Raw genomic sequence first — 21,418 nt, 5'->3', positions numbered from 1 at the left:
TGGGTATCTGCCCGCTTCACCGCGTCCACGATGGACACATTCTGCCGGGCTCAGGCACCCTTTCCGGAAGCGAACAGCGAGAACAATCCGTCCATCCCGGCTACAGGCATCTGGCAAAGCTCTTCGCGGCAAGGCTGGATCTGGACGGTCTGGGCCGCACCAGGTAGCGACGGATCGTGGCGCACATTCAATCCGAGGCTCAACGCCACCGAACGCACGCGCTTGGCTTCTGCCGAATCCCACTGCGACAGCGCAAGATACTGGACCGGGCTGGAAACTATGCACTGCACTTCCAAGGCGGTCGCTACCTGTGTTGGCGCGTCGCTGGCCAACGCCAGGGCGTGGGCAGAAAGTACGCGGGCGCTTTCCAAGTCCGCCGCATCTGCTTCGGTGTAGTCTCCCGCCGCCATGGACTGCAGGGCATGCATCGCCAGCGCCTTGGCGTAGAGCGCACCCGAGGCCGGCAACGCATCATCAAGCACCGTGACGGCAGCAATGTTGCTGCGCTGGGCTGCGATGCGCGCATCGGCTTGGACCGCGTCACGCGGCACCCCGGTTTCCGGGTCTACGAAGTCGGCAGCGCGTCCCAGTAAGCGACTGGCACGCTCAGCCCACTGCTTGTGCCCGCTGGCTTGGCCCAACGCCAAGAATCCCAGGGCCAGGGCGGCATAGTCCTGCAAGGTGCCTTCATTGCCGTGCTCAGCACGATTGGCGAAGCTCACGCGAGCCAGCCGTCCGGCATTCTCATCCCACTGCATCGTCCACACCGAGGTTGCTGCCTTCTCGGCGAGCGCCAAGGCTTCTGGCTGGTCCAGGAGCAGCGCGGCTTCAGACAAGGCTTCGATGGCCAGCCCGTTCCAACCGGCGATCACCTTCTCATCGCGGACCGGCATAATTCGCGAGCGGCGCAGCGTGCGCATTGCATCCCGCAGTTCATGGAGAACACCGATTTCGTTCGTTTCAGGAACCCTCAACAGCGAGAAGCAGAAGTTCTGCGGGTCCTCGGCCACCGGCGCGAAACGCAACAACCCCTTGGGCAGCCGCTGAATCAAAGGGTCGGTGACCAGTGCGATTTCCTCGCGGCTGAAGGTGTAGTACGCGCCCTCGATCTGTTGGCCATCACGGGATGAATCGGCATCCAGGGAAGCCGCGAAAGCTGGAGCGGCCGAAGATGCGGTGAGCAGTTCCTCGTTGAGGAAGTCGATAATGCCTTGGGCGCTGCGCTGGGCGAGCCAGGCGAGATTCTGCGCGCGCTGGGCTATCTCCCCTTCGGACTTGCGGGCGAATTCCGCCGCCAGGACGCTGGTGCGAGCCGCCAGTGAAAGCAGACCGGCATTGTCGTAGAGCATCTTTTCGAAGTGCGGGACCGACCAGTTCTCATCAACGCAGTAACGGGCGAAACCGCCATCAACATGATCCTGCAGGCCGCCAAGGAACATCGCTTCGAGATGGGTGGCCGCTGCGGCGAAGGCCTCGGCGGCGCGGTCAGGGGTGGTGACCACTGCACGCCACAGTGTCTTCAGAGCCCAGGTCGGCGGGAACTTAGGTGCCGGGGTGAAGCCGCCTTCCGGTTTGGTGGCGGCAACCCATCGATCAAGTGCTGCGCCAAAGGCCTGCGCTGCTGGCTGCTGCGACTGCAGCGACAACAGCGAGCTCTGGCGGCTTCCGAGTTCGGCCAAATGCGCGGCGAGCATCTGGGCCTGCTCTTCCAGCGAATCGCGCTTGGTTTCCCAGGCCTCGTGGACGGCATTGAGCACTTGGCGGAAGCTTGGGGTCTTGCCACGGGGCGTCTTCGGATAGTACGTGCCGGCATGCACGGTACGCCCGTCAGGAAGGGCGAAAATCGTCATCGGCCAACCACCGGCACCGGTGAGCGCCTGGGTAGCCAGCATGTAGGTGTCGTCCACGAGCGGATGCTCTTCGCGGTCCACTTTGATAGCTACGAAGTTTTCGTTCAGCAGCGCCGCGATTTCAGGATCGTCGAAAGACTCGTGGCTCATCACGTGGCACCAATGGCAGGCAGCGTAGCCGATGGAAAGCATGACCGGTACGTCGCGTAACCGGGCCTGTTCGAAGGCTTCGTCCCCATAGGGGAACCAGTCGACAAGTTGGTGCGAATGCTGTCTGAGGTATTGGCTGGATGAGCCAGCGAGTCGTTGAGCCACGCAATCATGCTATCGCGCAGCTCACAAAGCGCCTACTGCTGTTCGTCGGTCTTCGGGTCGTGCGGCTCTTCGGATTCCTGAAGCTTGCGCTCTTCTCCCTTGGCCACCATTTCCTGCTGCTTTGCCTCGGCTTCCGAGGTGTAGCGCACGCGGCGCACTCGACGGACCATGTCGCGAATCAGGAAGATCACGGCAACCACCAAGGCTGCGGTGAAAATGAACCCAAGGAATCCTGGACCGTATTCGCTGCTGGTCTCCGTACCGACACCGAGGGTCGAGGAAGTCAGAGCCAGGGATTCGAAGATCGTATTCACGATGTAAAGACAACTCTTTTCTAGTACTGGAAAGCGCTTAGTACTATCTTAGTCCGGCAAACAGGTCGGTCTCGGGCAACTCGGTAGCTACCTTGGAGGAAATCAGCGTGTAGTCTTCCCACGGCCAGTGCTCCGCGTAGACGTGTTCCGGTACGGCGAAGAAGAAACCTTCCGGGTCGATCTGGGTTCTGTGGGCCAGCAACGCCTGATCGCGCTGCGAGAAGAAATCCGCGCAGTTGATCTGGGTGGTCGTGGTGTGTGGGGAAACCCACTTGAACATCTGGTTTTCCTCGTCCGCTTCCCACAGCGCAACGCGCTCGGTGTAGGGGGACTCGTAACCTGCTTCCAGCATCGCGTAGTGCAAGGTGCGGAAACGATCCGGTGCGAAAGCACGGTCGTAGTACAACTTGCTCACCGACCACGGCGCACCCAGTTCCGGGTACATCTGCGGATTAGCCGCGTGCTCAAAGGCAAAGGTTGAAACCTTATGGCAGTGGATGTGGTCCGGGTGGGGGTACCCGCCGTTTTCGTCATAGGTCGTGATGACGTGGGGACGGAATTCACGGATCAGCTTGATGATGCCGGCAGCAGCGATTTCTACTGGCTGCAAGGCGAAGGCGCCAAAGGGCAGCTCCGGCAGCGGATCCCCTTCCGGCAAGCCGGAGTCGACATAGCCCAGCCAGCGGTGCTTGACGCCCAGCACTGCAGCGGCCTCGGCCATCTCGGTCCGCCGGACGCCTGCCAGGTCGCGGTGCGCATGGGCGAGTTCGCCAGCGGCGGCGTTGAGAATATCCCCGCGCTCACCGCCGGTGCAGGAAACGACCATCACTTCGGCGCCAGCATCAACATAGGCAGCCATCGTTGCAGCACCCTTTGAAGATTCGTCGTCCGGGTGCGCGTGAATAGCCATGAGCCGCAGACCCTGCGAAGGAGCAATTTTCTTCACGTCGTGAATCTCCACTTATCTTCTTTCCTTATGCCACGTTTTTGGACGGCCCGAAGCTTCGAATCTGTCCGTCATCCATAACAACTCACAGCCGACCACCGGTTATTCCCCCATGCTGAAAGACGGTAAACTTGACTAAGGAACCAACGTACGGCATTCCCAGTTCAAATGCCGCCAGGCAAGAGAGTGGTGCAAGGCAAATAATGTCTGATCCAAGCTTAACGGCTCGCTACAACAACCCCAAGAAACGCAGTCTTCCCAGGAAAACGCGTAACTGGCTAATTGCTGCCGCGCTCTCCGTCGGCGTTGCGGGGGCCGCCTATGTCGGCTTCAACAACTACAGCGCCATCAGCGCGCAGGACATCGAGTTCGAGGTCATTTCCGCAACGAAGGCCAAGGCCATTGTCGCAGTCGAATACAACACCAAGCACCGCGTGCAGTGCGATATTCGTGCGATGAACGAATCCAAGGCCATCGTCGGATACGACACCATTTTGCTTGATCCTGGAGAAGCTACCGGGCACATCACCCAACGCCTGGAGATTGACCTGCACACCGACAACCTGGCGACCACCGCTGGCGTGGAGTCCTGCTACGAGGTTCCGCAGGAATACAAGGGTTAATATTTCAGCTTCTTCATCCCCTAATAGCTGAATCTATTGGGCTTAAATCGTTTTGGCGACTACTATCGTTGAAAAGATACGTTTCGCCCCGCATCGGCGCATGGTTCTAGCTGAGTACTAGGACATGAGCCTGGCGGGGTCTTTGCTTGCATCGCCCATAACGTGTGAGCCCTCAGATCCGTACCGAATCCGACTTCGTCGACGCCACCGTTTCGGTGGCTTTCGGCTTTAGGACCACTTATCGGTCCCAAGGCCAAGCGAAGTCCTAACTGACCAAAGGAAGTACAACGTGAGCACCAACAGCAACGAACCTGTCGTTTGGCTGACTCAGGAAGCCTACGATCGGCTCCAGGACGAACTGACTTTCCTCTCAGGCCCGGGACGTGCCGAGATCGTTGCCCGTATCGAGCAGGCACGTTCGGAAGGTGACCTGAAGGAGAACGGCGGTTACCACGCCGCCCGTGAAGAGCAGGGCAAGGCCGAAGCGCGCATCCTCTACCTGAAGGATCTGCTGCGCCGCGCCGATGTAGGCGATGCTCCTGCCGATGACGGTGTTGTTGAGCCAGGCATGCTGGTTGTCGCCAATATCGCTGGCGACGAGACCACCTTCCTGTTCGGCTCCCGCGAAGTTGCCGGCGACACCGACCTCGAGGTCTACTCCGAGCAGTCCCCTATTGGCGTTGCCGTGCACGGTGCAAAGGTCGGCGACAAGCTGTCGTACTTGGCTCCAAACGGCCGCGACATCAAGGTTGAGATCATCTCTGCAAAGCCTTACCAGTCCTAGCAACTAGGCTGCAATGCAAAGTCCGAAGGCCGCCAACCCATCTGGGTTGGCGGCCTTCGGACTTTGCTGCTTATGCGCTAGGCGACTGAACCGCCGGCAGTATTGGTGATCTGCGGGTCGAAGCCTTCGGCGCGCAGGTTATTGAGCACCGTCTTGGAATGCTCATGGCCCTTGGTTTCCAGGTCGATGGTGATCGCGACATCGCCCATGGACAGCGAACCACCGATACGGGTGTGGTCCAGACGGGTGACATTCGCATCCGATTCGGCGATGATGTTGGAGATCTGCGCGAGCGAGCCGGGGCGGTCTGGAAGCATCATGCGTATGGTCAAGAAGCGGCCGGCCGCTGACAGGCCACGCTGGATCACCTTGAGCATCAGCAGCGGATCGATGTTGCCGCCAGAAAGGATTACCGCGGTGGTTGCCGGATTGATCCCGTGCGCTTCCAGCTTGTTCTCCAGCAGTGCCGCGACGCCCACCGCACCGGCTGGTTCCACCACGAGCTTGTTGCGCTCCAGGAGCACCACCAGAGCTCGTGCGAGCGTATCTTCCGATACCGTCACCACGTCATCAACTAATTCCTTGATGATCGCGAAAGGCAGCTGCCCTGGCTTGCCTACAGCGATGCCGTCGGCAATGGTGTGCACGTTATCCAGCGGGACCAACGCGTCAGCGGCCAGGGATGGCGGGTAGGCCGCGGCGTTCTCCGCCTGGACACCCACCACCTTGATCTCGCGGCCCAGTTCGCGGGCCTTGGCCTTCAGCGCGATGGCGACGCCGGCCAGCAGTCCACCGCCGCCAACACCCATCAGCACGGTGTCCACCTCAGGAAGCTGTTCGAGCAGTTCCAAGCCGATGGTGCCTTGGCCGGCAATGATGTCCGGGTGGTCGAAAGGATGCACGAAGACTGCCCCGGACTCGTCGGCAAAACGCTGCGCCTCGGCCAGCGCTTCATCCACGGTGTCACCGAAAAGCACGACTTCTGCACCATGATCACGCGTCGCGGTCAGTTTCGGCAAGGCGACGCCCCGGGGCATGTAGATGCGCGCCTTGATTCCGAGGTGGCTGGCGGCCTGGGCAACGCCCTGCGCGTGGTTGCCTGCCGACGCGGCGACCACGCCTCGGGCCTTCTCGTCGTCGCTGAGCTTGGACATGCGTACATAGGCACCGCGGACCTTGAAGGATCCGGCGCGCTGCATGTTCTCGCATTTGAGGAAAACTTCGGCGCCAACATGCTGGGACAAAACACGGGAATGCTCCACCGGGGTGCGGGCAATAACCGGTTTGAGTACTTCAGCTGCGGCTTCGATATCAGCCAGCGTAACCGGCAATGTAGGTTCGGTGCTCATGGATTATTCCTCATCTGCTGTGGACTCAGGATGCCGGGTTTCCGGCGAAGCTGTTGGTGCGGCGACAGGGCCTGCAGCTGCCGCCGGCGGGTCGGCCTTCGCTGGGTCGCTCGCCTTAGGGCTCTGCGCCACTACTTGGTTTCCGTAGTGCTCAATCACGAATTGGTCGGTTTCCCAGGTTCGGCCCGACAGGTATTTCACGACCGCGTTGACCACCGCCAGCAGCGGTACGGCGAATAGCGCACCCGGAATGCCTGCAAGCATGGTGCCGCCGGCTACTGACAAGACCACTGCCAGTGGGTGCAGGCTCACTGCCTTGCCCATAATCAGTGGCTGCAGGATGTTGGACTCCGCCTGCTGGACCAGCAGCACTACGGCCAGCATGATCAATGCGTTGACCCAGCCATTGGCTACCAACGCGAGCAAAACTGCCAGGGCACCGGTAAACAGTGCACCGACGATCGGGATGAAGGAGCCGATGAAGACCAGGACGCCCAGTGGCATGGCAAGTGGCACGCCCAGGAAGAATGCACCGAATCCGATGCCGATGGCGTCGATCAGCGCAACGATCATCTGGACTCGCACATAGGTGACCAGCGAGGCCCAGCCCCGGGTCAAGGCGCCGTCCATCGCCGGGCGGGCGCGGCGCGGCAAGAGGTTCACCAGGAACAAACCGATCTTGCGCCCGTCAAGCAGCAGGAAAATCAAGGCGAAGACGGCCAGCAATGTGCCTGTCAGGATCTGCCCGATCGCGGAAGTCCAGCTGATTGCTTCACTTAGGATGTTGGTGGCATTGCCGCGAAGCTGGACGAGGGTATCGTCCAGCACCTTCTGCAGGTCGTCGTTGGTCAGCTTGAGCGGGCCATTGAACAGCCAGTCCTGGACCTGCTCGATGCCCGAAAGCGCTTGGGTCCACAGGGCGGTAAAACCGGCCGAAAGTTTTTGCCCTGCTACCGATAGCCCTGCGGTGACCAGCGCAAGGAAGCCGATGAGAGTAATGCCGACGGCCAACCCGCGAGGTACAGCAAGCTTGGAGTTCATCGTATTCACAACCGGTGAGAGCAGCCCTGCTAGCAGCGCTGCGATGAAAACCGGGATGACCAGCAAGGAGACTTTTGACAGCGCCCACACCAGCACGCCCAAGGCTGCGACGATGATCAGGAAACGCCAAGCCCACGCTGCTGCCATGCGCATGGCATACGGCATATCCTCGGCGCTTTTGAAATCCGTCAGATCTGGCCCTGGTGTGGCAGGAGTTTCCGCCGGCTGACTCGGAAGTGAAACACGAAAACGGCGTAGACGTTCCAACCGGCTCTTCTTCATGGAACCACGCTATCGCGTTTGCCAGACAGCTTCTTGATCCATGTCTCAATTGTGACAAAAACCAAGGACCAGTGCCCGATATGGGCACTGGTCCTAGAAATCTAATTCAATATGTTTATTTGCCCTTGCCGAGGGTAACCAGATTGCACAGGCTGCCTCTTATTGCTCACGCCAACTTGAAAACACGGCTCATCAGGCGCTTCGCACATGCTATCTCCGGCGGCGCATGACCGCTTCAAGGACCCTCTCCTCAGCGTCTTCACCGGGCTTGATGCCCGCGGGTACCTTGAAGAAGAAAATTGCCCCCAGTGCCCACCAAATGGCGAAGATGGCCCACGGTTCCCAGCTCAGCGAGGCCGGCATGCCGGGCATGTAGAGGCTGAAGAGCGCAGCGGTGAGCAGGACTGAAGTCCAGCCGATGATAGTCCCAGCAATTCCGTTGCCGCCAACGCGCAGCGGACGATCCATCATGGGTTCGCGCTTGCGCAGCACAAGGAAGGTGACCGAGACCAGGAAGTAGGCCACGATGATGCTTGGCGCCCCCGAATCCACGAGCCACCCCAGCATTTCAGCGCCGAAGAATGGGGCCAGCATGGAGATTCCACCGATGAAGACCAGTGCGTTGGCTGGCGTGCGGTATTCGGGATGCAATGTGCCAAACCAGGAAGGAAGCATGCCGCTTCGGGCCAGGGAGTAGACCAATCGCGAAGCTCCCAGCAATAGAGAGTTCCATGAAGTCAAGATGCCGGCAATGCCACCGGCAATCAGCACCTTGGCCATCAGCTCCGAACCGAACATGGCCCCGAAAGCATCCGCCGTTGCAATGTCAGCTCCAGCCAGTTGCGCAGCTGGCATCGCTGACGCTGTGGTCAGGACAACCATGACGTACCAGATGGTGGCCAAGACTACGGAGACGACTACGAGCTTGCCAATTTGCTTGGCCGGAATCTTCACTTCTTCAGCGGACTGCGGAATCACGTCAAAACCGATGAACAGGAATGGCACCGCCACCAGCACGGCAAAGAACCCGCTGGTTCCAGGGGTGAAGAAAGGTTCCATGTTCTTGGCTTCGCCGCCGGCAAAGGCGCCGGCAATCATCAGGGCACCGATTGCCACCAGGAAGAGCACCACGAAGGTCTGCAATACGCCAGCTTGCTTCACGCCGCGAATATTGATCCAGGTGATCACCACCGCTGAAAGCACGCCTACCAACGCCCACGTCAGATTTACTTCAAAACCGGCAACCGTCCACAAGGGGATCTGGCTCATGCCCGGGAAGATGTATTCCACGGTTCGTGGCAAAGCAACCGCCTCGAAAGCCACAATCGTGACATAGCCGCCGGTAATTGCCCACGATCCGATAAACGAAGGCCGGGCGCCCAAGGCGCGCAGGATGAAGTTATGCTCGCCACCGGCTTTCGGCATGGCCGCGGTCAGTTCGGCATAGGTCAGGCCAACGACCGCCATGATGCCACCGCCAACGAGCATGGCCAGTACCGCGCCCATGGTGCCGGCGTTATCCAGCCACCCACCGGTCAGCACTACCCAGCCGAAGCCGATCATTGCACCGAACCCTAGGGCCAGGGCATCCAAGTTGCCCAAGGATTTCACCAGCCCCGGCGTTTTTCCCGCTGATTGCTCGACTGCCATTGCGTTCCTCCTGCCAAATCTGCTGTGAGTTGAGTATCTGAATAGCTACAGGAGAATCTAACCAAGGTTTCGCATGAGCGCCCAATCAGCTGTCATTTTCCATGGCATAGGCGGTTGCAGCCGATCATAAAAATTCATATTTGAACAGGCGATTAACGCACAAGGACCAGTGCCCGAAATGGGCACTGGTCCTTGCGAGCTATGCTATTGCGGCTAGTCGTCGCCACGCAGGATCGCGAGAATACGCAGGATCTCGGTGTACAGCCAGATCAGGGTCATGGTCAGGCCGAAGGCACCGCGCCATGCCATGATGGCTGGAGCACCCTGGTTGGACAGTTCCTCGATCATGGTGAAGTCGGCAACCAGTGCGTAAGTTGCCAGCAGTACAGCAACTACACCGATAACCAGGCCGAGGACGCCGTGGCGCATGCCGAACATGCCATCGATGACGCCAGTGAGCATCAGAACCATGTTGAGAAGCGAGAAGACGATCAGACCGACCATGCCGATCATGAACATCTTGTTCAGCTTGGGAGTCATGCGGTACTTGCCCGAGCGGTACAGCGCCAAGGTTACGCCGGCAACACACAGGGTAGCCAGTACAGCCTGGATAGCGATTCCCTGCATACCTTGACGGCTTTCAAGGAATCCGGAGAGACCGCCAAGGAACAGGCCCTGGGCTGCGGCATACAGCAAGATGAGCACAGGCGATGGGCGCTTCTTGAAAGCGTTAACCAGACCGAGGACAAAGCCAACCAAGGCACCTGGCAACATGAGGGCCGGCATGCCCCAGCCAATCGCGGCGCCAACAACAACCAAGGCCAGGCAGAGCACGGTCTTGTTGATCGTGGTTCCGATGGTCATGCGGCCGGTGTCGGCGCTGGTTGCAGCAGGCTGCTGGTACATCTGCTGCAGCTGGTCTGCGCTCATATTTGCGGTGTCACGGAATCCAACAGCACTTCCAGGCTTGGTTCTCCAAGCATCAGAGCGGCTGCTGGAACCAAAAATTGGATTGCCCAATGTCATTCCCCCATAGATTGCGATTGCGCCGGCACGTGGCTAGCTGAAGATCTTTTGCTTAATCCTATTGAGCATTGCTGTGAAATCACTCAGTCGGAAGGATGATATAGGGCATTTTTCCGAAGAAAAACTACTCTGTCAGCGATATTCTTGAAAGTTCTACCATCAAGGTTGCCTTGGCAGCCGATTTTGGTGGAATGCACGATGCCTGGGGTTGAACGATGGATGCGCTCCCACTTTTGGCAAAAGAAAAGACCGCTGCTGACCGGAAAATCCGGAACAGCAACGGCCTTATTCTGTACCCCCAGTGGGACTCGAACCCACAAGCCTTTCGGCAGCTGATTTTAAGTCAGCCGTGTATGCCAATTCCACCATAGGGGCAAGACCCTCAAATTTTACGTGATCGGCAAAGCAAATAGAAAATCCTTCTTTGCTGGCGTATGCGAGGGGCCAATTGCTTGGCCCCTCGCATCATCGTCGATCAACTACGGCTCAAGCCTACTTCTTCGGCTTGGCCGACTCTTCGAAAGCAGTGCGTGGTGCTTCGAGGTTGTTCAGCTGCAGGGCATCGCGCTTGAAGACCAGTGCAACCAGCCAGTCGCCAACGACGCGGAACTTGCGCTCGAAGGTCGGCATGGCCATGCCGTGGTAGCCGCGGTGTGCCATCCATGCTGGCCAGCCCTTGAGCTTGATGCCAACAACCTTGGCAACGCCCTTGTTGCGGCCGAAGCCGGCAACTGCGCCCAGGTTGGAGTGCTTGTATTCCTTGATGGTGCCAACACCGTAGCGCGCAGCGTACAGGTTCTTGGCCAACAGCTTGGCCTGGCGCACTGCGTGCTGTGCGTTGGGAACGCAGGTGCCGTCCGGCAGGCCGCCGGTGACGTCCTTGACTGCCGAGATATCGCCGGCTGCCCAGGCGCCTTCCAGAGGTTCGCCGTTGGCATCCTTGATACGAAGGTCCGTGCGGGTCTCGATGCGGCCGCGCTGCTCGATTGGGAAATCGGTGGAGCGAACCATCGGGTTGGCCATGACGCCAGCAGTCCAGATCAAGGTGTCGGAACCGAACTCGCCCGCTGGGGACTTGTCGGCCATGTTGATCAGTTCCAGGTTGCCTTCTTCGGCATTGTTCAGCGAAGTGTTCAGCAAGACCTCGATGCCGCGGCTGCGCAGGTGATCGACAACCCACTCCGCCTGCTCGGCGGTGACTTCTGGCATGATGCGGCCCATGGCCTCGATCAGGACGAAGCGTGCTTCCTTCGCATCGATGCGGTCGTTGAGGCCGATCAAGTGACGGGCCATGTCTTCCAGCTCGGCGATGGTCTCGATGCCGGCGAAGCCGCCGCCGACGACCACGAAGGTCAGGGCGCGCTTGCGTGCAACTGGATCAGTCATGTTCGAAGCGGACTCGATGCGCTCGGCAACCTTGTTGCGCAGGGCGACAGCCTCTTCGATGGTCTTCAGGCCAATGCCGGTTTCAGCCAGGCCAGCGATGGGGAAGGTACGGGTGACCGCACCAGCGGACATCACGACATCGGTGTATTCCAGCTCGAACTGCTCGCCGTTGACCGGAGCAATGACAGCCTTCTTGTTGGCATGGTCGATGCTCAGCACGCGGCCGTTGACCAGCTCGGAGTGCTTCAGGTGCTGACGGTGCGAGACCACAACGTGGCGTGGTTCAATCTGGCCACCGGCAACTTCTGGCAGGAATGGCTGGTAAGTCATGTACGGGTTCGGGTCGACAACGGTGACGATGCCGCCGTGTGCCTTGACCTTCTTCTGCAACTTCATCGCGACGTACAGGCCTACGTAGCCACCGCCGACGATAAGAATGCGCGGACGCTTCTGGGAGGTTTCGATGATCGACATACTGTTGATTCTACGCGGATTTTTCGAGTTAGTGAAAACATTCACTAACTATTTCCGTTCGGTGTGTCACGTCGTCGCCAGGCATGGGCGTTTCCGGCTGCCGAGGTTCGCACCAACCTGTCGAATTAAGCATCGGAAGGCGCGAAAAAGCGGGGTGGATCTTCAGTTTCCACCCCGCTTTGTCCGCTATTTACTTCTCTTCTTCGGGAATCTCGTCGAACAGATCCCGGCCGCCAGCTTGATCCGGGACTTTCAATGAACTCAAGGAAGCCGAACCAAGCCGCGCCGCAGCCTTCTCGCGTCGACGACGCACCAGGGTCTGGGCGATGCCTGCAATGATCACCAGCAGCAAGAGCACTCCCCCGCCGACGATCAGCAACGGCTGAAGCGCCGGTGCCGAGTCATCGGGAAGAACCGGATCTGGCGCCGCGACCTGCTTGAGGTCCGATTTCTCCATCGAGACGCCCGGAGCTGGGGTATCAGCAGTCTTCTGGGTGTCGCGGCGGTGCACGCGAATCCACTCGCTGATCGTGCCCAGCGGGTTCTCGGATACCGAGGGGACGCTCGCCGTCACTGCCGCCTGCGCATCGATGATTCCGTAGCCGTAGAGGTTGTCCACGCCGGCTGTGCCGGTGTCCTTGGCGGTCTTCAGGATGCGGTTGATGACCTCAGGAGCTTTCATGTTCGGGTATTCCGAACGAATCAATGCGGCCACGCCCGCCACCAAAGGAGCCGCGCCGGAGGTACCGGACCAGCGCGCGTAGCCGTCATCTGGCAAGCCGCCGACCAACTGCTCGGCAGGGGCTGCAACGCCGATGGAAATGCCTTCGGTCGAGGAATCCTGCGAAGCCTTGCCGCTGGCATCAACGCCGGCCACGGTCAGCACTCCCGGAATGGTGGCGGGGGCGCCCACCTGGCTCATGCCGCCCGAACGGTTGCCTGCAGCGGCAACAATAACCACGTCATGGTCTTCTGCGTACTTGAAGGCGTCATCCCAGCTTTCCGGCCATGCCGGGCTGGTTGAACCGAGAGACATGTTGATGACCTTGGCCCCGGAATCCACGGCCCATTTCACGGCACGGGGGATCTGGGTTTCCACTGGAATCTTCGCCGGGTTGCCTTCGCCCATCCACAGCGACACAGACAGCAGGTCTGCTGCCGGAGCGACGCCGAGCACGCCGTCCTTGCCGCTCTTCAGCTTTGGCACCTTTTCGTACTCAGGTTCCTGGGGAATGTCCTCGTCTTCGTCTTCGGCGGTCTTCTTGGCCTTTTCCCACGCGGCCTTCAAGCGCTCGTTCTCGGATTTAACACGCTTGATTTCGCCCTTGTTGTTGCCGCGCCCGCCGAGCAAGGTAGCCACCAAGGTGCCGTGCTCGCTCATGACGCCTATGGGCTTGTTGCCCTTGTCTCCGCCTGAGCCGGACATATCAGCACCGCCAACCACGGCACCCTTCAAGTCTGGATGCGCGGTATCAATGCCGGTATCAATGATCGCGACTTTGACGCCTTCGCCCTTTGTCGTCTTGTGCGCTTCGGCCACGCCCAACGACTTGAGCCAGTATTCGGACTCACGCATGTTGTCAGCGCGGGCAGGTACGCCCACGCTGAGCAGGGTGAAGGCCAACAGCGCTGCGACAAGCAGAGAGCCGAGCTTGAGGAAGCCCATTCTTTTCCTGGCACGCAAAGCTGAGCTCAAGACATCTCCTTGGGTCGGTGACTGGGTGACAGGTTCAGGCGGCGGCAGCTGAAGCCGCGATTCCGTCGAGAATATCGTGTTCGGAAGCAATCAGAACCATTTCGCGGTTCCCGCTGGCCTTTTCAAGGTAATGAAGGATGCGTTGCACAATGGCTGCGCCAGCTTGGATCACATCAACTCGTCCCGGATGCATGAAGCCCAGTGCCGCGCGCTCTTCCCGGCTGTAGGAAAGCATGCTGGCGGTGGCTTGGCGCATCTGGGCGAAGCTCAGCTGCGCCCCATGGATCTTTTCCGACTCGTACTGCTTCAATCCCAGGGCCTGGGCGGTGAGCGTCGTGAAAGTGCCTGCAACCATGATCACCGCGTCGACCTGCGCAACGTCAACCGATCCGGCCAAGGATTCCAAGGTGCTGTCCATGAATTCCAAGGCCTGGTCCGAACGCAATCCCGCTTGGTGGAACCGTTCGGTAACGCGCACACAACCCATGTCCAGGCTCTTGGCTGCCAACGGGCCGGTGGCATCACCGAGAACGAATTCAGTGGATCCACCACCGAGGTCGATCACCAGGCTCTTGCCGCTTTGCCCGTCCCGAACCGAAGCCGCACCGGCAAAGGACAGGGAGGCTTCTTCTTCACCGCTGATCACTTCCGGGGCGACGCCCAGGATCTTGGTGATCCGCTCGGTGAAGACCTCGCGATTCGATGCATCGCGGGCCGCCGAGGTCGCTGCGAAACGGATGGCTTCCACCCCATGCTCATCGCACAGCTTCTTGTACTCGCGAGCAGCTTCAAAGGTGCGCTCCAAGGCTTCGGGAGCGAAAGCGCCGGTAGCGTCAACGCCCTGGCCCAAGCGCACGATGCGCATGGTGCGCAGCACGTCGACCAGCTGGCCATCGGCCCCGATGTCCGCGATCAGCAGACGGATGGAGTTGGTTCCGCAGTCAATACCGGCCACGCGCATTAGGCATCATCCTGGTCAGCGCCCTGTGCGGATTCACGCACGGCACGCTTCCGGGCGCGTTCTGCGCGCTTGGCCGCTGGGTCCTGCTGTTCCTGGGTCTTCACGTGGCGCGAGCGGTCACGGCTCGGCGCCTCGGATTCGGTATCCCAAGCACCTACGCAGTAGCACTTGTCCTTGGTCCACCACTGGGCAATCCCAGCCAGCGCTTCATCACCCAGCGGGTTCACGCCCTCGCCGGCAGCCAGCGAGTGCCCTACCAGCACGTGCAAGCACTTGACGCGGGTCGGCATGCCACCAGCGGAGACCCCAGCGATTTCCGGAACGGCCCCGGTTCCCGAGCGCTGGCCAATCGCATCGCGGTTGGCCAGGTACGACTCGTGGGCAGCTACATAAGCCTGCGCCAGCTGCGCGTCCTCACCCAGGCGGTCATTCATCTCGTTCATCAACCCGGCAGCTTCCAACCGCGACACTGCCGCAGTGATCACCGGGTGCGCCAGGTAGTAGGTGGTGGGGAAGGGAATACCCGAGGAAAGGCGCGGTGCCGTGGTGGCTACCAGAGGGTTTCCGCAAACGCAGCGCGCTCCGATCTCCACCACATCGCGCACCGGGCGGTTCAGCTGGCGGGACAGGGTGTCGAGGTCAGCTTCGCTGGGTACTCGTCCGGCGGCGTCAAGGGCTTCGCGGATTGGCTGTTCAGTCACGGTTTTAAGTCTCTTCGTGTTTAAAGTGGTTAGTCAGTGGCAGAACGTCGAACGGAGTCGAGCAGAGCATCAACCCATGGAAGTTCCTGGCGCACCTCGAAGGTGCTTCCGTTGCCGTCGGCGGGCGTCTCTTCATCCTTAGGGCGTTCACCCACCACCATGTAGAGCTTTTCACCAGGCATTACCAAGTTTATCCGCTCGCGTGCTTGCTGCTTGATGTACAGCGGGTCATCCCAGCGCGCGATCTCTGCCTTGAGGTCATCGCGCTGCGTCTCCAGCGCTTCGATCGAGGCATTCAGCTCATTCAGCTCCGCCATCTGCGTGCGGTAGAAATTCACCGTGGGCACGAGCATCACTGCGAAGAAGGCCAGGACCACGATCAAGGCGGCGATACGGCCGGAAAACCGGTGCGCAGCAACGGGTTCGCCCTCGGGGACGTGGTTCTGGCCAGACGGCTTCTGCCCCGGCTTGCGGCGTACGGCAGCAGAGAACTTCACCCGGTCATCGCGTCGGCGTTCGTTCTGCTTTTCCTTGGCACGTTCGCGCAGCGGCACCTTCGGCTTCGGCGCGTAATTTCCTGCAAATTTTTTCGGCTCACGTGACGCATCTGACGCTGGGCGTGCCGTCGATTTCGGCTGTGCTGCAACGCTTCTGGGCTTCTGCGCAGCGGGAGCGGCCTTCGGTGGGCGCGGCGTTGCAGGAGTTTGCCTGGCCTGCACTTGTGGCCTGACGATGCGCAGAGCGTCGGTAGGCGGTTCAGCTTCGGAACCTGCGCCGTCATGTTTCGTCTGGTCAACCGGGGTTATTACGGCTTCTTCGGCCGGATCCGGAGTATTACGGCGAGGCATTCGCGGTGGTCGCTGAGCCATACTCCCCCAATTCCCGTGGTGCTTTTCGTGCGGTGTTGCCGTGGACTTGGCAAGATAATTCCATTAAATAACGAAAAGCCCGCCGGTATCCACTACCGACGAGCTTATTCGCTATTACTGAAAATTAGCTGTTGAAACGCGGGAACGCGCTACGGCCAGCGTAGACCGCCGAGGCGCCCAGGTCTTCTTCGATACGCAGCAGCTGGTTATACTTGGCTACGCGCTCGGAGCGAGCTGGTGCACCGGTCTTGATCTGCCCGGCGTTGGTTGCCACACAGATGTCAGCGATGGTGACATCTTCGGTTTCACCCGAACGGTGCGAGGTGATGGTGGTGTACCCGGCACGCTGCGCCATGGTCACTGCATCGATGGTTTCGGTCAGGGTGCCAATCTGGTTGACCTTCACCAGCAGCGAGTTGGCGGTGCCCTTGGCGATGCCGTCGGCCAGGCGCTGCGGGTTGGTGACGAACAGGTCGTCGCCTACCAGCTGCACCTTATCGCCAATGGCGTCGGTCAGGGTCTTCCAGCCATCCCAGTCGTCTTCATCCAGTGGATCCTCGATCGAAACCAATGGGAAGTCGGCAACCAGGCCAGCGTAGTAGTCGCTCATTTCCTGGGCAGAGAGCGCCTTGCCCTCGAACTGGTAAGCGCCGTTCTCGTAGAACTCGGAGGAAGCGACATCCAGCGCCAGGGCGATGTCTTCGCCCGGGGTGTAGCCAGCGCGCTTGATCGCTTCGGTGATCAGTTCCAGAGCCGCGCGGTTGCTTGGCAGGTTCGGAGCGAAGCCGCCCTCGTCGCCCAGGCCGGTGGAGAGGTTCTTCTCCTTCAGCACGGACTTGAGGTTGTGGTAGACCTCGACGCCCCAGCGCAGGCCCTCGGAGAAGGTCGGCGCGCCGAGCGGGGCGATCATGAATTCCTGGATGTCCACGTCGGAGTCGGCGTGGGAGCCGCCGTTGAGGATGTTCATCAGTGGCACTGGCAGTACGTGCGCGTTAGGGCCGCCCAGGTACTTGAACAGTGGCAGGTTGGCGCTCACTGCAGCGGCGTTGGCCACTGCCAGGGAGACGCCGAGGATGGCGTTTGCACCCAGCTTGGACTTGTTGGCAGTGCCGTCCAGTTCAATCATGGTGGCATCGATGGCGCGCTGGTCGGTGGCGTCAAGGCCCTCCAGCTCGTCGGCGATTTCGTCGATGACGGACTCTACAGCACCCAGTACGCCCTTGCCGAGGTACCGGTCTTTGTCGCCGTCGCGACGCTCAGCTGCTTCGAAAGCGCCGGTGGATGCACCGGAAGGAACAGCAGCACGGCCATGCGAGCCGTCGGATAGCAGGACCTCGACCTCGACGGTCGGATTGCCGCGGGAATCAAGGATTTCGCGCGCGTGAATGGCGTCAATCAATGCCATGAGTATGGACTCCTTGTAGAAAAGGGGTGGTCTTGGGGCAGGTCAACCAGCGGTCGCTGATAAGACCGTCGGCGCCATTGCCTGTCTCTAGCCTAGCGCTTCGAAGGTGATTTGGGCGATGTTGTTGCGCCAGTTTCCGCGCCGTATTGCTGGCCCAGGGCCGCACGCAGCACCGATTCGGCATCCAGGCCCAGCTCCTCGGCCCTCGCTGACAGGGCCATTAATTCCTTAGCCAGGGAGAACTCGTCGACGATTCGCTCACGAACCTGCTCGGTGACAAGCCCGGCCGCGGGCTGTGCCGATCCTGCTCTGGCATGGCGATCAAGCAATTTCTGCGCGAGCGCCAGGGACGGCAGCCCAGCGGGCAGTCCCGCGTTCTTCCGCTTCTTCGGCTGGCCGGCGCGTTCGGCCTGCTTCGCCGCATCCCACACGCGGATAATCTCATCCACATCCGTGATGACGTCCTGGCGGACCTGGCCCTGCTCGTCGAAAATATGCCGGTTGCGGCGCAATAGCTTCGCATTCAGCGTTTCGGCGACATCTTCCAGGCCGAAATGGTCTTGCTCCTCGGCGATCAGCGAATGCAGCAGGATCTGGAAGAACAAGTCCCCCAGCTCCTCCTTCAACAGATCCGGGTTCCGTTCAGCGATGGCGTCCAGCACCTCATAGCTTTCCTCAATGAGGTAGGTGCGCAGCGACTCGTGAGTCAGCGCGCCAGTCCAGGCGCATCTGCTGCGAAGGGTCCGTACGGTGGCGTTGAGCTGGTCTAGCTGCGTTCTGTTCTCCGGCATAGGAACATGCTATCGAAGCGGGCTTTCAGCCTGCGGCCCAGGAGCTGCCCATTGCTGCCCATTCGGGCTAGCATGGCCGTAGTTCATCCCGACGACGCGAAGGATTGCCAATGACCGTCCAAGACACCGCCCAGCTGGAATTCCTGGATCAGCTTCCAGCCAAACTCTTCATCGGCGGCCAGTGGGTTGAGGGGCGCTCCGAGCGCATCCTGCGCACTGCCAACCCTTTCGATGACTCGCTCCTGGCCGAGATCCGCCAGGCCTCGACCCAAGACGTCGACGACGCCTATGGCGCTGCCGCCGCTGCGCAGCCAGGCTGGGCGGCGCTCTCCCCCGGCAAGCGCTCGAAGGTCCTGAACCAGGCCGCCGACTACCTGCAGTCGAACTTCGAGGGCATCCTGGCGCTGTTGACCGCCGAGTCCGGTTCCACGCAGTTGAAGGCGAACATCGAACTGGGCGGCACCATCGCTGCCATCCGCGAAGCAGCCACCTTCCCCACCCGGGTGCACGGCAAGATCCTGCCCTCCAATGCCGAGGGCAAGGAGAACCGGGTCTACCGCGAACCGGTCGGCGTAGTGGGCGTCATCAGCCCGTGGAACTTCCCGCTGCTGCTGTCGGCCCGGTCCGTAGCGCCCGCCCTGGCCCTGGGCAATGCGGTGGTGCTCAAACCCGCCTCGGATACCCCGCTGGTGGGAGCCTTGGTCCTGGCCAAGGCTTTCGCCGAGGCTGGCCTGCCAGATGGCGTGCTGAACGCAGTGGTTGGGTCCGGTTCGGAAATCGGCGATTACTTCGTGGCGCATCGGACCCCGTCGCTGGTTTCGTTCACCGGTTCGACTCCGGTGGGCAAGAACGTCGGGAAAATCGCGGTCAGCGGCGAGCACATGAAACGCGTGACGCTGGAGCTTGGCGGCAACGCGCCATTCGTCGTGCTCGAAGACGCTGATCTTGACGAAGCAGCCAAGGCCGCGACCCTGGGCAAGTTCTTGCACCAGGGGCAGATCTGCATGGCCATCAACCGCATCATCGTCCAGGCTCCGGTCTACGAGGCCTTCATCGAGAAGTTCATCGAGCAGGTCGGCAAGCTCGGCTATGGCGATGCCGCCGATCCAGCCAACCTCGTGGGACCGATCATCAATGATGCGCAGTTGGCGTCGGTGAGCGGCAAGATCAAGACCGCACGTGGCCAGGGCGCCCGCGAAGTCCTGGCAGGTTCGATCACAGGCCGTGTGGTCTCTCCCCACGTCTTCGCAGATGTCACCAGCGGCATGGAACTGTTCCGCGAGGAGATCTTCGGTCCGGTCGTGGGCATCGCCAAGGCCGACTCCGAAGAGCATGCGCTGGAACTGGCCAACGACACCGAATTCGGCTTGTCCTCGGCCGTTTTCACGCAAAACCTGGAGAAGGGCGTCGCCTTTGCCCGCGGCATCAAGGCCGGGATGACTCACGTCAATGACATCACCGTCAATGATGAACCGCATGTGATGTTCGGTGGCGAGAAGAATTCGGGTCTGGGCCGTTTCAACGGCGAGTGGGCTATCGAGGAATTCACCACCGATCACTGGGTCGGCGTGCAGTCCACCAAGAAGCAGTACCCGTTCTAGGAACCACCTGCCCTTGGAACCAGCGAAGCCGCCCCTTGCTTGGGCAAGGGACGGCTTCGGTGGTTGCCTGGCGGCTGGGTCCTGGAACTAGTCGGCGACGTTTTCGTATTCGTCTTCGTCGTAGTCCTCGTCATCCAGCAGGTTGTCGTAGTAGTCGTTGATGTACTCAACGAGCAGCTCGCGCATTTCCAGCGGGACGAAGGCAGCTTCGGCGGCGTTCAGCGTCAGATCCAGCAGATCTTCCAAGTCGTAGTCGAAGGCTTCTACCAGCAATTCGAACTCATCGGACAAGGTGGTGCCGGACATCAGGCGGTTATCCGGCGAGATGGTGACATTGAAACCGGTCTGGACCAGCAGGTCGATCGGGTGGTTCCCGATGCCTTCGCCGAATTTGGAGGTAGCACCGGTCTGCAGGTTCGAGGACGGGCAGACTTCCAGCGGGATGCCGCGTTCGCGGACCCAGTTCGCTACCGGGCCCAGCGATACCAGGCCGGTATCGTCGCTGAGTTCTTCGCCGTTCTCGTCGATAGCTCCGAACTCGATCTCGATGTCCTCGGCTACGCGGACTCCGTGGCCCAGGCGCTGGGCGCGGCCGATCAGGATGGCTTCCTTGATGGAATCCAGGCCGGCTGCTTCGCCAGCGTGCACGGTGGTTGGGAAGAGGTTCTCGGCCAGCAGGTCGAAAGCTTCCTTCATCACTGAGGGCGGGAAGCCATCTTCAGCACCGGCGATATCGAAACCGACGACTCCGCGACCACGGTGGCGCAGGGCCAGCTTGGCGATTTCCACGCCTTGGTCGCTGTGGCGCATGGCGGTAACGATCTGGCCGATCTGCATCGGGTGGCCCTCGGCGTTGAGCTGCTCGCAGGCCTGGTCCAGGCCTTCCTGGATGGCGTCGACGACGTCGTCCAGGCTCAAGCCTTCGCGGCGGTGCTGCTCTGGTGCATAGCGGACTTCGCCGTAGATGACACCGTCTTCAGCGAGGTCCTCTACGAATTCGCGGGCAACGCGGATCAGCGCATCTCGGGTCTGCATGACCGCGACGGTGTGCTCGAAGGTTTCCAGGTAGCGTGGCAGCGAGCCGGAGTCGGCTGATTCACGGAACCATTCGCCCAAAGCTTCTGCTTCGGTCTCTGGCAGCTCGTGTCCAATCTCGGCGGCCAGCTCGATGATCGTCTGAGGGCGCAAACCACCGTCGAGGTGGTCATGGAGCGAAACTTTAGGCAGATCCCGGAAATCGAATTCGGGATCGTAGTCAGTATGAATCATTTCTTCAGTCACACCACTGAGCCTAGTCGCATTTTCGTGGAACTGACAGCTCCTACGGGTAAAGATCTGCGAGCCACTATGTGAC

Annotated in this window: 18 protein-coding genes and 1 tRNA gene; 3 read left to right on the top strand and 16 right to left on the bottom strand. The window is 60.5% G+C overall.

What is annotated here, in order from left to right:
- Positions 1-50: 50 nt before the first annotated feature.
- Genes CQ012_RS06760 through mca form a run of 3 tightly spaced genes read right to left on the bottom strand, consistent with a single transcriptional unit; the run spans position 51 to position 3,389 of the window.
- Positions 51-2,165, bottom strand: a complete 2,115-nt coding sequence (locus tag CQ012_RS06760) for a thioredoxin domain-containing protein (RefSeq protein ID WP_105661708.1) — start codon at positions 2,163-2,165, stop codon at positions 51-53.
- A 32-nt stretch (positions 2,166-2,197) separates the two neighbouring features.
- Positions 2,198-2,479 (bottom strand): hypothetical protein, encoded by a 282-nt coding sequence (locus tag CQ012_RS06755; protein WP_105657449.1) that lies wholly within the window; start codon positions 2,477-2,479, stop codon positions 2,198-2,200.
- Positions 2,480-2,522: 43 nt separating this feature from the next.
- Positions 2,523-3,389, bottom strand: coding sequence for a mycothiol conjugate amidase Mca (mca, locus tag CQ012_RS06750; RefSeq protein ID WP_105657493.1), 867 nt, complete (start codon positions 3,387-3,389; stop codon positions 2,523-2,525).
- A 239-nt stretch (positions 3,390-3,628) separates the two neighbouring features.
- On the opposite strand from mca, the gene CQ012_RS06745 reads away from it, so the two are divergent.
- Both CQ012_RS06745 and greA read left to right on the top strand, forming a co-directional pair.
- The gene (locus CQ012_RS06745; protein ID WP_105657448.1) at positions 3,629-4,048 is read left to right on the top strand and encodes a DUF4307 domain-containing protein; all 420 of its coding nucleotides are present in this window, start codon (positions 3,629-3,631) and stop codon (positions 4,046-4,048) included.
- 289 nt (positions 4,049-4,337) lie between these two features.
- The gene (greA, locus tag CQ012_RS06740) at positions 4,338-4,832 is read left to right on the top strand and encodes a transcription elongation factor GreA (RefSeq protein ID WP_105657447.1); all 495 of its coding nucleotides are present in this window, start codon (positions 4,338-4,340) and stop codon (positions 4,830-4,832) included.
- Positions 4,833-4,909: 77 nt separating this feature from the next.
- Here the strand turns inward: greA and ilvA are convergent, their stop codons facing one another.
- The 12 genes from ilvA to CQ012_RS06680 form a co-directional block, all read right to left on the bottom strand.
- Positions 4,910-6,181: a threonine ammonia-lyase gene (ilvA, locus tag CQ012_RS06735; protein WP_105657446.1), complete on the bottom strand. Its 1,272-nt coding sequence runs from the start codon at positions 6,179-6,181 to the stop codon at positions 4,910-4,912.
- Between the two features lie 3 nt (positions 6,182-6,184).
- Positions 6,185-7,375, bottom strand: a complete 1,191-nt coding sequence (locus CQ012_RS06730; protein ID WP_286134586.1) for an AI-2E family transporter — start codon at positions 7,373-7,375, stop codon at positions 6,185-6,187.
- A gap of 339 nt (positions 7,376-7,714) precedes the next feature.
- Positions 7,715-9,154, bottom strand: coding sequence for an APC family permease (locus CQ012_RS06725; protein WP_105661706.1), 1,440 nt, complete (start codon positions 9,152-9,154; stop codon positions 7,715-7,717).
- Between the two features lie 213 nt (positions 9,155-9,367).
- Entirely contained in the window at positions 9,368-10,174 is an 807-nt protein-coding gene (locus CQ012_RS06720; protein ID WP_105661904.1) for a Bax inhibitor-1/YccA family protein, read from the bottom strand.
- Between the two features lie 299 nt (positions 10,175-10,473).
- Positions 10,474-10,555: transfer RNA gene (locus CQ012_RS06715), tRNA-Leu, on the bottom strand.
- A 117-nt stretch (positions 10,556-10,672) separates the two neighbouring features.
- A complete protein-coding gene (locus CQ012_RS06710) occupies positions 10,673-12,040 on the bottom strand; it encodes an NAD(P)/FAD-dependent oxidoreductase (RefSeq protein ID WP_105657442.1) in 1,368 nt (455 codons plus the stop codon).
- Between the two features lie 190 nt (positions 12,041-12,230).
- Positions 12,231-13,736: a S8 family serine peptidase gene (locus tag CQ012_RS06705; protein WP_105657441.1), complete on the bottom strand. Its 1,506-nt coding sequence runs from the start codon at positions 13,734-13,736 to the stop codon at positions 12,231-12,233.
- A 34-nt stretch (positions 13,737-13,770) separates the two neighbouring features.
- Positions 13,771-14,697, bottom strand: coding sequence for a Ppx/GppA phosphatase family protein (locus CQ012_RS06700; protein WP_105661705.1), 927 nt, complete (start codon positions 14,695-14,697; stop codon positions 13,771-13,773).
- Positions 14,697-15,398: a DUF501 domain-containing protein gene (locus CQ012_RS06695; RefSeq protein ID WP_105657439.1), complete on the bottom strand. Its 702-nt coding sequence runs from the start codon at positions 15,396-15,398 to the stop codon at positions 14,697-14,699. The genes CQ012_RS06700 and CQ012_RS06695 overlap by 1 nt, the downstream gene beginning before the upstream one ends.
- Before the next feature lie 29 nt (positions 15,399-15,427).
- Positions 15,428-16,267 (bottom strand): FtsB family cell division protein, encoded by an 840-nt coding sequence (locus tag CQ012_RS06690; protein WP_286134585.1) that lies wholly within the window; start codon positions 16,265-16,267, stop codon positions 15,428-15,430.
- 124 nt (positions 16,268-16,391) lie between these two features.
- Positions 16,392-17,672: a phosphopyruvate hydratase gene (gene eno / locus CQ012_RS06685; protein ID WP_105661703.1), complete on the bottom strand. Its 1,281-nt coding sequence runs from the start codon at positions 17,670-17,672 to the stop codon at positions 16,392-16,394.
- A 92-nt stretch (positions 17,673-17,764) separates the two neighbouring features.
- A complete protein-coding gene (locus CQ012_RS06680; RefSeq protein ID WP_105661702.1) occupies positions 17,765-18,463 on the bottom strand; it encodes a MazG nucleotide pyrophosphohydrolase domain-containing protein in 699 nt (232 codons plus the stop codon).
- A gap of 110 nt (positions 18,464-18,573) precedes the next feature.
- On the opposite strand from CQ012_RS06680, the gene CQ012_RS06675 reads away from it, so the two are divergent.
- Positions 18,574-20,064 (top strand): aldehyde dehydrogenase family protein, encoded by a 1,491-nt coding sequence (locus tag CQ012_RS06675; RefSeq protein ID WP_105661701.1) that lies wholly within the window; start codon positions 18,574-18,576, stop codon positions 20,062-20,064.
- Between the two features lie 87 nt (positions 20,065-20,151).
- Here the strand turns inward: CQ012_RS06675 and CQ012_RS06670 are convergent, their stop codons facing one another.
- Positions 20,152-21,333, bottom strand: coding sequence for an adenosine deaminase (locus tag CQ012_RS06670; RefSeq protein ID WP_105661700.1), 1,182 nt, complete (start codon positions 21,331-21,333; stop codon positions 20,152-20,154).
- Between the last annotated feature and the right edge of the window lie 85 nt (positions 21,334-21,418).

The sequence above is a fragment of the Arthrobacter sp. MYb214 genome (genome assembly GCF_002979865.1).
Classification (GTDB): domain Bacteria; phylum Actinomycetota; class Actinomycetes; order Actinomycetales; family Micrococcaceae; genus Glutamicibacter.
This window is presented reverse-complemented; position numbering and strand designations above follow the sequence as displayed.